Consider the following 12,192-nt stretch of genomic DNA (forward strand, 5'->3'; position numbering starts at 1 on the left):
ACGGATCAGACATGTTTGCGCCCGCCTGTTTCCAGAAACCAATCGTCGGGATAAGGGTACCACCACTCATGGCGCACCGGTTTGTGATCAAGAACAACCATTTTTGAGCGCCGGAATGCATCCAACCCCTGCCGGCCCAACTCGCGCCCAAGGCCCGAGCTTTTCCACCCCCCGAACGGCAACGCATCATTGTCGATCATCGGGTTGTTGATCCAGACCATGCCCGCCTCCAACCGCTCTGACGCTTCATGTGCTTCGGCGAGGTCGGTGGTGAAAATCGAAGCGCCCAGCCCGAAGGGGCTGTTATTGGCCTGTTCCAGCGCCGCGTTAAAATCAGGCACGCGGACAATGGCAACAACCGGCCCGAAAATCTCTTGCTTTAGCAGATCCATATCCGGGCGACATCCGGTCAGAATTGTTGGTTCATAGTACCAGCCGTTGTCCAGCCCCGGTGGCACCCGCCCGCCGCATTCGACCTTTGCACCCTTGTTCACGGCATCAGCCACCAAACGCTCTACCTTGTCGCGTGCCGCCTTGCTGACCAATGGGCCTATTTCGGATTTTTCAAGCCCGTTGCCAATGCGCAGACGGCTCGTTTCCGCAACGAAAGCTCTTACAAACGCATCATGGACGGCATCCGTCACAAACAGACGCTCGGTCGAGGTGCAGACCTGACCGGACAGGTGGAATGCCCCGGTAACCGCGCCGGCGGCGGCAATGTCTAGCGGCGCATGATCTGTAACGATCATCGGGTCAGAACCGCCAGCCTCGATCACTGCCGGTTTCATCCGCGCGCCTGCGGCACCAGACACGGCCCGCCCCGCCGCCACCGAGCCGGTAAAGGCGATGGCGTGGGTCTTGTCGCTTTCCACCAGTGCCTGTCCAACCTGCGCCCCGCCGGGCAGACAGGCCACAAGGTCCGGTGGCATATCGTCAAACACCTGCATGAATTCCAGCGTTGAAAGTGTGGCCGCTTCGGCCGGTTTGATGACACAGCCATTGCCCGCCGCCAATGAGGCCGCAACCGTCCAGCACATCAGCAGGATCGGGAAATTAAACGGCATGATATGGGCCGAAACGCCGTAAGGTTCATACCGCGCATATTGCAGCGATCCGGCTTGTGTGGTGCCGGCCAGCTTACCGGCCTCATCCCGTGCCATTTCTGCGAAATACCTGAAGACGGGTGCACAGTTTGCGACCTCACCAATCGCCTCGGGGTAAGGCTTGCCCATCTCCCGGCTCATCAGAATGGCGCATTGCGTCATGTCGGTGGCCTCGATCCTGCTGGCCAGCGCGTGCAACTTCTGCGCTCGGGATTTGGCATCCACTTTTGCCCACAGTTTTTGTGCTGCATTGACCCGGGCAAGAGTGGCTTCCAGCTCCTCACCGGATACCTGGGCGCGTATACCAACCTGATCCTGAGTGGCCGGGTCGATCACTGGCACACCCGGCATTTGGCTGAGTTCGTAGGTTGGCGATAGATAATATCGCGCTGTCGTTTCACCAGGCATTCTGCGCTCCCTTCAGCGGATCATGTAGACCTTCTTGACCGTCTCGTGTACCGTGCACACCCCTTTCCAGTCCTGCGGGAAAAACGCAGCCGTATCGGGCATGATCTCGATGACATCGCCGCTTTCATGCACATAGGTACATCGCCCTTCCAGAAAGTGGCAAAATTCATCCTTCGTGACATGGCAGTCCCATTTGCCCGGCGTGCAGATCCACAAGCCGCACTCGCTTTGCCCGTCCGGCCCCTTGTGCAACAGTTTACCGGACGTGTGCGATGTGCCCTCGATCATGGTCGGAATCTCGCCCCAGTCCACCGTGTCAGTGATTTCAAGCGGCTTGTGCATCACGGGTGTTTTCATCGGCGTGTCCCCTTCAGGCTAGCATGTAGATGTTGCGGGTGGTATCGTGGATCGTGGCCTCTCCGGTCCAGCCAGCAGGGAACAGCACGCAGGTGCCCGCACTGACCTCGATCACTTCACCGCTGTCTGACACATAGGTGGCTCTTCCGGCGACGAAGTGGCAGAACTCGTCGCGCGGCACAGACAACCGCCAGCACCCCGGCGAACACAACCAGACGCCGGTTTCCGGTGAATTGTCCGGTCCTTTGTGCAAAAGCCGCCCGGTGGAATGTGACTGACCTTCGACCATATCGGGCTGTGGCCCCCAATCCAGCAGGTCATCATAGTTGGTCGCCTGATGGATATGGGGGGCCGTAGAAGACAGGTTGGTCATGCGGATGACCCTGCCAGATCAACCAGTATCCTGGCGGCTTTTTCCTGTCCGTTTTGCGATTGCATATGGGCCGAGGTTTGCTGCAACCGGTCGGCCATCGCCTTATCCGTCAGGCAGGCTTCGATCTTCGCGATTAATTCCTCGTCGGTCCATTCATAGCGATCCGAGCGGAACCCATGCCCGGTTTCCTGCACCCGCATCGCGTTGTCGTGCCCGTCCCAGACATAGGACATGATAATCGCCGGTTTGCCGAAATAGAGGCATTCGGTAAACGAGTTGTTGCCGCCATGGTGAATAACCGCATCAACCTGCGGGATCACCGAAGGCTGCGGATACCAGCCCTCGATGATGACGTTGTCGGGGATGTCTGAATACTCTTCCTTGTAGTCGCCGACATTGACCAACGCACGGTAGCGCGAGTTGGCGACAAGATCGATCAGACGCTTGAGCAGATCAGTGTCACCCGCCCCCAGAGACCCAAACGAGATATAAAGCAACGGCCCGTCATTGTTCTTTTTGAAAGTCGGCACCTCATAAGGTTCGTCCTGACGCACACAGCCTTCAAGATACTGGAACTGTGCGGGATTAAGCGGCGCGGACCGGGTGTATTTCACTTGCTCGGGGTAGAGCAGCAGGTTCATGTAGGGCGACGCTTCAAAGAATTGGCCAATCGGGTAGGCGTCTTCGCCCGTCGTTTCCAAAAAGGCGTTAAAATCGCCATGGATCGGCTTGATCACCTCGTTGAACCGGGCCCGGAACGCGGCGTGACCTGCTATATCGTCTTCGGCCATACCCGACAGATGCGGTGGAATGCTGTCATCCTCGATCTCGTTTTCCGAGCATGAGATGATGCGTACCCACGGCACGCCATACTGCTTGATCGCGGGGAACAGGATGACGTTATCAACTGAAATCACATCCGGCTTGATCTTGGCAAGAATTCCCGGCAGATCCTTTTCCGCCCATTTGGCGCTGTCGACAATCGCCTCCCAGCATTCCTTGACGTAGTTATCAATCTGGTCGATCGGCGCCTTGCGGAAATTCGGGATATGACCGTTGATAAAGTCTTCCCAAAACTTGGCCATCTGTTCAGGTGGCATCGGCTCGGACAGGTTGACCGGATGCGCTTCAAACCCATAGCCTTCGTACACCTCGATAAAACCAGGGTCGGACAGAAACACGGCCTTGTGGCCCATACGTTCCACCGCCTGGGCAATACCAACCGAGTTCAGCGCCGGGCCAAAAGCCGCTTCGGGGAAAAATGCAAAGGTTTTCTGTGTCATTGTAGTCTCCTTTGTTGTTTCAAGCCGCAAAAATGCGGGTATCCTTGGCCGACCAGCCGACGGTGACGTCATCATCAATCGACAGGGGGCGTATTTCAGCCGCATCAGCGGTCAGGCGTACCAAAACCGGTTGCGGGGATGTGGGTGTTTCCAGATGCAGGTGCAGATCAAGCCCATGATAGGCCATCGCCCGCACGGTGCCTGAAAGGCTGTTGTCATTGCCCTCGCCGCCCAAGTGAAGCCGCTCTGGCCGGATTGCCGCGACAACATCCGCCCCGTCGCTTAGGCCATCGGGAAGCTCAGCCTTGAACATCTGGCCGTTGGCGGCAAGAACTTTGCCGCCCGATACCTTTGCAGGCAGGAAATTCATGACACCGATAAAATCCGCAGCATAGCGATTGGCAGGATGCTCGTAGATTTCCCTTGGGTTGCCGCATTGCAGTAGCTGACCATCTTTCAGAATGGCAATGCGATCGGCCATGACCAGCGCTTCTTCCTGATCGTGGGTCACGACAATGAAGGTGATGCCAAACTCATCCTGGATGCGCTTCAACTCTAGCTGCATTTCGCCGCGCAGCTTCTTGTCCAGAGCGCCAAGCGGTTCATCCAGTAGCAACAGGCGGGGTCTCTTGACCAGCGCGCGGGCAAGTGCAACGCGTTGTTTCTGGCCACCTGACAACTGATCGGGTTTGCGGCCAGCAAGATGCGATAGCTGGATGATGTCCAGCATATCGGCCACCCGCGATTTGATCTCCGAGCGGGGCAGTTTTTCCATTTCAAGCCCGTAGGCGATGTTCTGTGCAACACTCATATGTGGGAACAGTGCATAGGACTGGAACATCAGGTTCACGGGCCGATGGTTCGGCTGCACATGCGAAATGTCGTGACCATCAAGATGCACGGTGCCCGCGCTTGGCATCTCGAACCCGGCGAGGATGCGCAGCAGGGTGGTTTTGCCACTACCCGAGGCACCCAGAAGCGCGAAGAACTCATTTTCCGCGATATCCAGCGACAGGCCGGCTACCGCCTGAACAGCGCCAAAGCATTTCTCGACATTGCGAAGTGACAAAAGAGGGGTGGTCATTGTCCCGGCAAACCTCCGCGGTTCAGACGTTGCGACAGCGCCAGTGCAACCACCGACAGCGTCATGACGAGGGTGGCCAGCGCATTGATCTCAGGCGTGACACCAAACCGGATCATGGCAAATATCTGCATGGGCAGGGTGATGGAATCGCGTCCCGCACCGGCGGTGAAAAAGGCGATGATGAATTCGTCCACCGATAGGGTAAAAGCCAGAAGCGCCCCCGCAATGACTGCGGGCATCATGACCGGTAGCACGATCCGCCATAATGTGACCGGGGTGGATGCGCCAAGGTCGGTGGAGGCCTCAACAATCGACCAGTCGAAGGTTTTCAGGCGTGCGCGCACCACCGAACACACAAAGGCCAGGTTGAACACCACGTGGCTGGCAATGATCGTGTGCAGGCCCATTGTGACATTCAGCATGGAAAAGAAGCTCAGAAGCGCGATGGCCAGAACAATGTCCGGGATGATCATCGGGGCAAAGATGATGGTTTCCAGAAAGCGCCCCTTGCGCCGACGGATTTCCACGCCGATTGCCAACAGGGTGCCCAGAACCGTTGCCATCAGCGTTGACACTACGGCTACGATTAGGGTGTTCAGGGCCGCGCCAAGGATCTGATCGTTGGCCAGAAGTGCGCCATACCACTTGACCGAGAACCCGGTCCAGGCCGTGGGCAACCCGCCTTCGTTGAAGGACAGGGCGAACAACACCGAAATCGGCACGTAAAGAAACGCAAACACGGCCGCAATGATCATGTACATCAGGCGAAGGTTGCTTTTCCCGGCCATCTCAGCTGCCTCCGCCACGGCCGCCAGAGGCACGTTCGGTCGCAAAGGTCTGCAATGTCAGCAGCCCCATCATGATTGCGATCAATATCATCGATAGCGCAGATCCAAACGGCCAGTCATTGGCGGTCAGGAACTGGGCATAAACAAGGTTGCCGATCATCTGGAATTGCCCACCCCCCAGCAATGCCGGGGTTACGAAGTTGCCGATCGACAGGACGAAGACAAACACGAAACCGGTGGCGATTCCCGGCACTGTCAACGGCAGGATCACCCGGCGAAACGTGGTCCAGCCTGATCCGCCCAGATCGCGTGAGGCCTCGGATATTTCTGGGTTCAGGCGCGACAGCGGCGCATAACAGGCAAGAATCACAAAGGGCAGGTAGTTATAGACCAACCCGGCCACAACGGCGCCTTCGGTATAGAGAAGTTTGGGCAGTTCTCCGTCATACCCCAAGGCGCGCGCGATACCGGTTATCAGTCCCTCGCGGTTCAGCAGCACGATCCAAGCATAAGTGCGCACCAGATAGTTTGACCAGAACGGCAGCACTGCGAAGAACAGCAGCACAGGCTGGCGCCGGCGCGGCATCGCGGCAATCGCGTAGGCCGCCGCATAACCAACGACCACCGCGATCAAAGCCGAAAGCCCGGCAATCCAGGCCGATTTGAGAAAGATACCGGCATAAAGCGGGTCAAACACCAGTGCGATGTTTTCGAGCGTAAAAGTGTATTCAATACCGCCGTAAATACCGCGCCGGAAAAACGCCAATGCCAAAATTAGCAGACACGGGATAACCATGAACGCGGTCAACCAGGCCAGCGCGGGCGACATTAGGTAGATGGGTTTGCGGTCTTTCATGGCGGCAATTTCTGTCCACGCGCCGCTGCAACGCGACGGGAGAGGTTAAACAATAGCGGAAAGGGGCACCAAGCCTTGGCGAAACGCCCCAACCTATTTGGCGATGTTAGTTCGCCGCCTTGATTTCCGAAACGATGCGCGAATAGTCTCGCTGCGCTTCACCCACATCACGAAGTTGTTCATAGGCCGTCATCTCGGACGGGCTCATGCCCATGTTCGGGAAAGTCTCAATCAGACTGGCATCCAGCCCTTCCATCGCGGCCTGATTTGGAACCTTGTACAAAATGTTCTCTGCCGCCCAGCGATGCGTTTCGGCACCCAGGATGTAATCCACGAATGCATAAGCCGCGTCTTTGTGTTCAGAGTTTTTGAGGATCACCATGGTATCAACCCACAGATCAGACCCTTCTTCAGGCACAACGTATTTGATGTCGGCGTTTTCGGCGATGCCATAGTTGCACCAGCCATCCCATGCGTGCACCAGCTCCGCTTCACCCGATACCAGTTTGGAATAGAAAGTGGTGTCGTCATAGGCCAGCAGCGTGCCCTTGGCGCTAATCAACAGGTCGCGGACCTCGGCCATTTTGTCGGCATCCGTTTCGTTAACCGAATAACCTTTGGCCAGTTGCCCTGCACCTAACAGCCAGCGATCCGTGGCTAGCATGGTGGTTTTGCCGGAGACTGCATCACTTGGTGCTAACAGGTCCATCCAACTGTCGGGCACGTCGGCCACCAGATCTGAGCGATAGCACAACCCGGTTGTGCCCCACGCATAAGGCATCGAGAACTTATTGCCCGGATCGTGGTTAAGCGTCGTTGCCTCGGCATAAAGATTGGCCGCGTTGGGCAGCTTTGCATGGTCCAGTTCCTCAGCCAGCCCGAGGTTGTGCAACACTTCGGCGAACGGCGAAGACACAAAGACCACATCATAGCCTTTGCCCTTCGAGGCAATCAGCTTGCCCATGATTTCTTCGTTGGTTGCGTGTAGCACCAGTTCAGCGGTGTTGCCGGACGCGGTGTTAAACGCCTCAACGGCATCAGGTGCCATGTAGCCATCCCAGTTGGACACAACGAGATCTTCAGCCCATGCGGCACTTGCGAAGCAGGTCAAACCCACCCCAATCAGGGCCCGGGCAGTAGGTGATTTGTGGAACATACCATTCCTCCAGTTCAATGTTGGATGATCGCAAAGCCAACGCTTCGTGATCTTAGATTCTTCAAAGCGGTTCTTGCTGACCGCCTTGGATTCAGTATTATTATGTGAAAAGATACGTCAATCTGTATTCAATGTTCTTTTTCGGGGCGTGGCTTGTTTCCCGAATTTTTTGCCCCCGAAAGGCCGAGCTGATGACCGATGCGCGTCGCAACACACGACAAAACCACCTCGAGCTAGCCCAAAAAGTGTTGAACATAGCGTTCGAACGCGGCATGAAGGCCGGCGACCACTTGCCCGAACAGGGCTTTTCCGCCGCCTGTGGTGTGTCGAGAACCCCAATCAGGTCTGCATTTAAGCTTTTGGAAGAAAACGGAGTTCTGTCATGGAAGGAGGAGGAGGGTTATTTTCTGGCAATTCAGACACGAGAAGAACAGGCCGAAGCAGTACGCAGGCTAGAAGACCTCGAAGATTCCCTAGCTAGGCGCATTCTGTCTGATCGCGCCGAGCGCCGTATCGGCGAAGTTCAGTCCGCCAGTGCCCTCGTGCGTCGTTACAAAGTCTCACGCAATACTGTACTTAATGCATTAAAAATACTATCTCGCGATGGCATTGTTACCCAATTGCCCGGCAGATCTTGGGCCTTTCAGCCAATCCTTGATTCCCCAAATTCCGTCGAAGACAGCGTTGCCTTCCGTCTGACCATGGAACCTCAGGCGATCCTGGCACCTAGGTTCACAATGGATTTCAAGCGCGCCGGGCTGCTGCGCAGCCAGATGGAAGACATCCTGAAGCTTCGTAACGGAAGCATCACCTGTTCCGGGTTCCGGGCAATTGATACAGAGTTTCACAGCTTCATCGCCGAATGTTCCGGCAACCGTTTCATCCGCGGCAGCCTGCTGACACATCACCGGTTGCGCCGGACCACCCAGAAAGATGCCTCGATACCGGATTTCCGGCTACGGCAATCGCTGGAAGAGCATCTGGAAATTCTTGAAAGCCTTGAGCGCAATCAGTTCGACCTGGCGGCGGACCAGATGGTCCTGCACCTACGCAAGTCCCGGGTGCGCCGCCCCGAAGCCGCCAACCGCGGTATTCCTCCAATGAAACGCGGGGTGCAGTCATGACATCCGGGCCAACCATTGCCCTGTTCCCCGAGGCAAGCTTTGGTGCCGCGCTGAACTGCGTCGGGATAGCTCAGGAACTGGAACGACAGGGTGCCAACCCGGTGTTTATCTGCCACCCGGGCTTCACCGGCGTGTTCGCTGAATATGGTTTCAAGGAGTATCACCTTCCTGAGCAAAGGCGCAGCAACGACACGTCAAATGAAGATTACTGGCAGGGCTTTATCAACACGCATCTACCGCACTTCAACCTGTCCGCCCTCGATCAGCTGGCAACCTACGTCGCTCCAACCTGGGAGGCGATTGTCAGCACAGCCGAAGCTGTCGAAGACGGATTAAGAGACCTCTTCAACCGGATCAAACCGGATGCAATTCTGCTCGATAACGTCATCATGTTTCCCGCTGTCGCAAACGCTGGCTGCCCCTGGGTGCGGATCGTATCCTGTGCGGAAACCGAGCTACCTGATGCCAACGTGCCACCGTATCTCTCTGGTCTGGCGCCCGATGATGTTCCGGCACGTACCGAATTCGAAAAGGCCTATGTGGACAACACCCGCGCCCCACATCGCAGGTACAACGAATTTCGCAAGGCCCGGAAACTACCGCCCCTTCCCGCAGGGATTTTTCTTGAAACGTCACCGTGGCTCAACCTGCTTCTGGCGCCTGCCTGCGTGCGGTACCAGCGCGCCGAGGTTTTGCCTGAAGGCCAGTTTGTCTTTCTCGAAGGCTGCGTGAGGGATGAAGGCCATTTCAAGTCACCGCATTTCCCCAAGGACAACGGCCCGCTGGTGTATCTCAGTTTCGGCTCTCTCGGGGCAAGTGACACACAGCTGATCGGGCGGATGATAGAGGTCTTCGCCACATTGCCGGCGCGGTTCCTGGTGAATGTGGGTGGCTTTCTGGAGGCTTATAGTCAGGTTCCTGATAACGTCATTCTGGGAAGCTGGTTTCCCCAACCTTCTGTTGTGGCCGAATGCGCCGTGATCATCCACCATGGTGGCAACAACAGCTTTTGCGAGGCTCTGTATCACGGTGTTCCGTCGCTGGTGATGCCCTATTGCTGGGATGGTCATGACAATGCGCAACGCGCCGAGGCCGTGGGCGTGGGGCGCGCAATCCATCGCGCAGACTGGGAGCCAGAAGACCTGCGGTCCCTGATTCTGGAGCTGTTGAACAATGCGCCCATGAAAACTCATCTAGCTGAAATGTCGGATGTGATGAAGAAGCACTCGGGCACGCGAAAAGCTGCAGAGGCTGTCCTGAAGGTGGCTCTTGTACCGGCTTGATGTTAGGCGACAATGCCCTTGGCACGATCAGAAATCGCTCCGGAATTTGGCAGTTTCTGATCGCCGTGCGTCTTTTCTTTGCGCAGTACCTTATGTCAGAAGCAACTGACCTGCTGACCGATTGAAAATGGGTGCTCGCAAGAAGATTGGCGCGTATCCCACGCAGTAAAAAGTCGAATCTTCCCCGTCGAAACCCAACGCCAACAAGTTTTGGTAAAATGCATTGAAGGCGCATTTGATGGTCCTTCGTCGTCAGGCTTCCCTGATTCAGAATCGTACGCTTTGCTGCCATTCGCGCCCCGCGCGGCATCCGTCAGAAAGGGCTCGGAGCGGACATTTCGTGGAATCTGCTCAATATCTGCTTTGCGGACAAAGCGGACGCCTGAAAACAGGCTGCGGCTCAGTCGTCCACACTGTTCACTAACCTATCCCTTGGAAAGGTTCACCAAGATGCTGTCAAAGCCTGCAAGGTGGCGACGGGAAGCAATCCTTGTCAGGGTGTTGCCAACGCGGTGCCCCTGGTAGAATATTCAGTAGGGAGTAAGTTCGAAACGCGGACAACGAGAGTGCTGAACAGCAAAGGGGATTGATATGTTAAAGTGGCTTTCGCTCGTATTGGGTCTGGTCGTTGTGACGCCAGTCTGCGCTGAAGAACTCGGAACTCTGACAGGGAAAGTGGACAACGAGGACGCCGTTCTGGAACTGATCGCCTCGCAGTCCGACTACCGGGGCGATGAGAATTTCGGCAGCGTTTCAATGGTGTTTTCCGCCAAGGGAACAGCGGGTGTAAAAATGCTTTTTGTCGGCTTTGAATGGAGGGACGGCACCGCCGCCGTGCCGGATATCCGCATCGTTGCCGATGACAGGTCAATGTATTTTCCACGCGAAGACGAGGAGTTCCTTCTGGAAATCGACGAAGCCAGCAAGACCGGAGAGTTTCTGTCAGTGAAGGGCCGGCTGCGGTTCATCGCGGAACACTCCAAGGACTTCGGAAGGACACGCGATCCATCCAACACACATACACTCGAAGGGTCTTTTGAGGCCACGATCGGGCCGGTTTGATGTGGTGGAACAAAGCCGTTGCCGTGCTATTGGCGTCGATCTTGTCGGCTCATGCTGCATCCGCAGAGGATGTCTGTCCGATCGAGGTTGATGGGGCAAGCTTCGTGGGTGCCTACACGCTCGCGCTTGGCGACATGTCCATCGAGGACGCTCACAGTGCTGACCGCGATTCCTGGTCCTTCTTCGTGGGCGCGGGTCAGGATGCTATCCGGCTACCGCTGACCTCTGAGTCTATGGACATCCGGATCGTGCAGGGATCAAAAGGACAACTTTATCTGACCGACGGCTATCAGGACGCGCCAATCGCGATCCGCTACGAAAGCAGCCCGTACATAACCCAGGACGTCAAAAAGTTCATTTATGAGCTTATGGCTGAATCGGACCGATTGCGGGCCGCAAAAGGGCTTGTCGCCCCGGAGGACCCGAAGCACCAAGGGTCCAAATCCGTGACCACCGGTGAAGCATATTACCTCGCGTGCCTTCCGCCCGGTCCGACGACCCTGTTCGCGAAAGGGGAGACTGAAACGGTCAGTTTTTCATATGGGCTGGCGGTGCTTTCGCATTCCAAGGAGTCGACCCTCATGTTGGGGCGGCTCAACTGGAGCGGGGTAAACGGAGTGCGCGCAACCCGCCAGGTCATCATGTTGCGTGGTCAATTCGCCGAAATGGATTATTGGTTCAAGAACTATCTACCCGCACAGTGACGCCGCTAATGGTGGCCGCAGAACTGCCGATATCCAGGCAATGGTTTCACCACGTTCCTGCACCGGGTTCGAAACCCTAACGAAATTCCACAACGGGCTAAGAGCTGTCATCTGACTACTTCAGTCAGGCTATTTTGGCTCTAATGACCGTTGAGCGGGACTTTCCAGACCTTCAACTGGTTCAAGTTTACGACCGCTTCGGCCACCTGCGGACTTTCGTTGCACACAGGCTTACTATGACAAGCAAATGCGAAACGGGCGTTTAAAGCTGCAACGAAAGGCTGGCCGCTAGTCGACGCACTGACGGATATGTTTTGCGGATTACTATCCCACTTGGAAGGCGGGATAGCGAAAGATCTCTTTTGCGACTTTACTCTACAGGTTCGAAGTCTCCAGGTTTCCAGCTCTTGTCGAACCAAGGCTCCAATGGACCGTAAAGGCGCATCATTGCGTTAAAGCTTCGGCCCGGAGCTGTTTGCGCCCAGTTGTTTTCCCAACCCTCCGGCGCTTCGGGGCCGAAATAGACGGTGTAACGGTTCTGTCGCAAACTTTGTCCCTACCTGTCAGGTCGAGTGCATTTCTGGTAGCGCGCACTAGAACTTGACAGGAGC

At 56.3% G+C, this 12,192-nt stretch carries 13 protein-coding genes; 4 read left to right on the forward strand and 9 right to left on the reverse strand.

What is annotated here, in order from left to right; all coding sequences use genetic code 11:
• Positions 1-5: 5 nt before the first annotated feature.
• From AC2FGC_RS21560 to AC2FGC_RS21595, 8 genes are all read right to left on the reverse strand, one after another.
• A complete protein-coding gene (locus AC2FGC_RS21560; protein ID WP_281973939.1) occupies positions 6-1,511 on the reverse strand; it encodes an aldehyde dehydrogenase family protein in 1,506 nt (501 codons plus the stop codon).
• Positions 1,512-1,523: 12 nt separating this feature from the next.
• The gene (locus AC2FGC_RS21565) at positions 1,524-1,868 is read right to left on the reverse strand and encodes a cupin domain-containing protein (protein ID WP_281973940.1); all 345 of its coding nucleotides are present in this window, start codon (positions 1,866-1,868) and stop codon (positions 1,524-1,526) included.
• Positions 1,869-1,881: 13 nt separating this feature from the next.
• Complete coding sequence (locus tag AC2FGC_RS21570; protein ID WP_281973941.1) at positions 1,882-2,241, reverse strand: cupin domain-containing protein; 360 nt, start codon at positions 2,239-2,241, stop codon at positions 1,882-1,884.
• Positions 2,238-3,524, reverse strand: coding sequence for a nucleotide disphospho-sugar-binding domain-containing protein (locus AC2FGC_RS21575; RefSeq protein WP_281973942.1), 1,287 nt, complete (start codon positions 3,522-3,524; stop codon positions 2,238-2,240). Before AC2FGC_RS21575 ends, AC2FGC_RS21570 begins: the two co-directional genes overlap by 4 nt.
• Before the next feature lie 19 nt (positions 3,525-3,543).
• A complete protein-coding gene (locus AC2FGC_RS21580) occupies positions 3,544-4,608 on the reverse strand; it encodes an ABC transporter ATP-binding protein (protein WP_281973943.1) in 1,065 nt (354 codons plus the stop codon).
• Positions 4,605-5,396 (reverse strand): ABC transporter permease, encoded by a 792-nt coding sequence (locus AC2FGC_RS21585; RefSeq protein WP_281973944.1) that lies wholly within the window; start codon positions 5,394-5,396, stop codon positions 4,605-4,607. Before AC2FGC_RS21585 ends, AC2FGC_RS21580 begins: the two co-directional genes overlap by 4 nt.
• A gap of 1 nt (position 5,397) precedes the next feature.
• A complete protein-coding gene (locus AC2FGC_RS21590; RefSeq protein ID WP_281973945.1) occupies positions 5,398-6,252 on the reverse strand; it encodes an ABC transporter permease in 855 nt (284 codons plus the stop codon).
• 106 nt (positions 6,253-6,358) lie between these two features.
• Positions 6,359-7,408, reverse strand: coding sequence for a polyamine ABC transporter substrate-binding protein (locus AC2FGC_RS21595; protein ID WP_281973946.1), 1,050 nt, complete (start codon positions 7,406-7,408; stop codon positions 6,359-6,361).
• 191 nt (positions 7,409-7,599) lie between these two features.
• Here AC2FGC_RS21595 and AC2FGC_RS21600 point away from each other — a divergent pair, with 191 nt between their 5' ends.
• The 4 genes from AC2FGC_RS21600 to AC2FGC_RS21615 all read left to right on the forward strand — a co-directional run bounded on the left by AC2FGC_RS21600 (position 7,600) and on the right by AC2FGC_RS21615 (position 11,581).
• Complete coding sequence (locus tag AC2FGC_RS21600; protein WP_281973947.1) at positions 7,600-8,532, forward strand: FCD domain-containing protein; 933 nt, start codon at positions 7,600-7,602, stop codon at positions 8,530-8,532.
• Positions 8,529-9,815: a glycosyltransferase gene (locus AC2FGC_RS21605; protein WP_496783425.1), complete on the forward strand. Its 1,287-nt coding sequence runs from the start codon at positions 8,529-8,531 to the stop codon at positions 9,813-9,815. The genes AC2FGC_RS21600 and AC2FGC_RS21605 overlap by 4 nt, the downstream gene beginning before the upstream one ends.
• A 591-nt stretch (positions 9,816-10,406) precedes the next feature.
• Positions 10,407-10,877: a hypothetical protein gene (locus AC2FGC_RS21610; protein WP_496783428.1), complete on the forward strand. Its 471-nt coding sequence runs from the start codon at positions 10,407-10,409 to the stop codon at positions 10,875-10,877.
• Positions 10,877-11,581 (forward strand): hypothetical protein, encoded by a 705-nt coding sequence (locus AC2FGC_RS21615; protein ID WP_496781159.1) that lies wholly within the window; start codon positions 10,877-10,879, stop codon positions 11,579-11,581. The genes AC2FGC_RS21610 and AC2FGC_RS21615 overlap by 1 nt, the downstream gene beginning before the upstream one ends.
• 370 nt (positions 11,582-11,951) lie before the next feature.
• Here AC2FGC_RS21615 and AC2FGC_RS21620 read toward each other — a convergent pair whose 3' ends face one another.
• On the reverse strand, positions 11,952-12,128 hold the full coding sequence (locus AC2FGC_RS21620) for a DUF1214 domain-containing protein (protein ID WP_496783430.1): 177 nt from the start codon (positions 12,126-12,128) through the stop codon (positions 11,952-11,954).
• Positions 12,129-12,192: the final 64 nt, after the last annotated feature.

The organism is Ruegeria sp. CDSC054 (genome assembly GCF_059610645.1).

Bases quoted from the DNA above. Each gene is read 5' to 3' on its own strand.
- AC2FGC_RS21615 (WP_496781159.1), top strand. From the start codon at position 10,877: ATGTGGTGGAACAAAGCCGTTGCCGTGCTATTGGCGTCGATCTTGTCG.
- AC2FGC_RS21610 (WP_496783428.1), top strand. From the start codon at position 10,407: ATGTTAAAGTGGCTTTCGCTCGTATTGGGTCTGGTCGTTGTGACGCCA.
- AC2FGC_RS21590 (WP_281973945.1), bottom strand. From the start codon at position 6,252: ATGAAAGACCGCAAACCCATCTACCTAATGTCGCCCGCGCTGGCCTGG.
- AC2FGC_RS21570 (WP_281973941.1), bottom strand. From the start codon at position 2,241: ATGACCAACCTGTCTTCTACGGCCCCCCATATCCATCAGGCGACCAAC.
- AC2FGC_RS21560 (WP_281973939.1), bottom strand. From the start codon at position 1,511: ATGCCTGGTGAAACGACAGCGCGATATTATCTATCGCCAACCTACGAA.
- AC2FGC_RS21580 (WP_281973943.1), bottom strand. From the start codon at position 4,608: ATGACCACCCCTCTTTTGTCACTTCGCAATGTCGAGAAATGCTTTGGC.
- AC2FGC_RS21605 (WP_496783425.1), top strand. From the start codon at position 8,529: ATGACATCCGGGCCAACCATTGCCCTGTTCCCCGAGGCAAGCTTTGGT.
- AC2FGC_RS21565 (WP_281973940.1), bottom strand. From the start codon at position 1,868: ATGAAAACACCCGTGATGCACAAGCCGCTTGAAATCACTGACACGGTG.
- AC2FGC_RS21585 (WP_281973944.1), bottom strand. From the start codon at position 5,396: ATGGCCGGGAAAAGCAACCTTCGCCTGATGTACATGATCATTGCGGCC.
- AC2FGC_RS21600 (WP_281973947.1), top strand. From the start codon at position 7,600: ATGACCGATGCGCGTCGCAACACACGACAAAACCACCTCGAGCTAGCC.
- AC2FGC_RS21595 (WP_281973946.1), bottom strand. From the start codon at position 7,408: ATGTTCCACAAATCACCTACTGCCCGGGCCCTGATTGGGGTGGGTTTG.
- AC2FGC_RS21575 (WP_281973942.1), bottom strand. From the start codon at position 3,524: ATGACACAGAAAACCTTTGCATTTTTCCCCGAAGCGGCTTTTGGCCCG.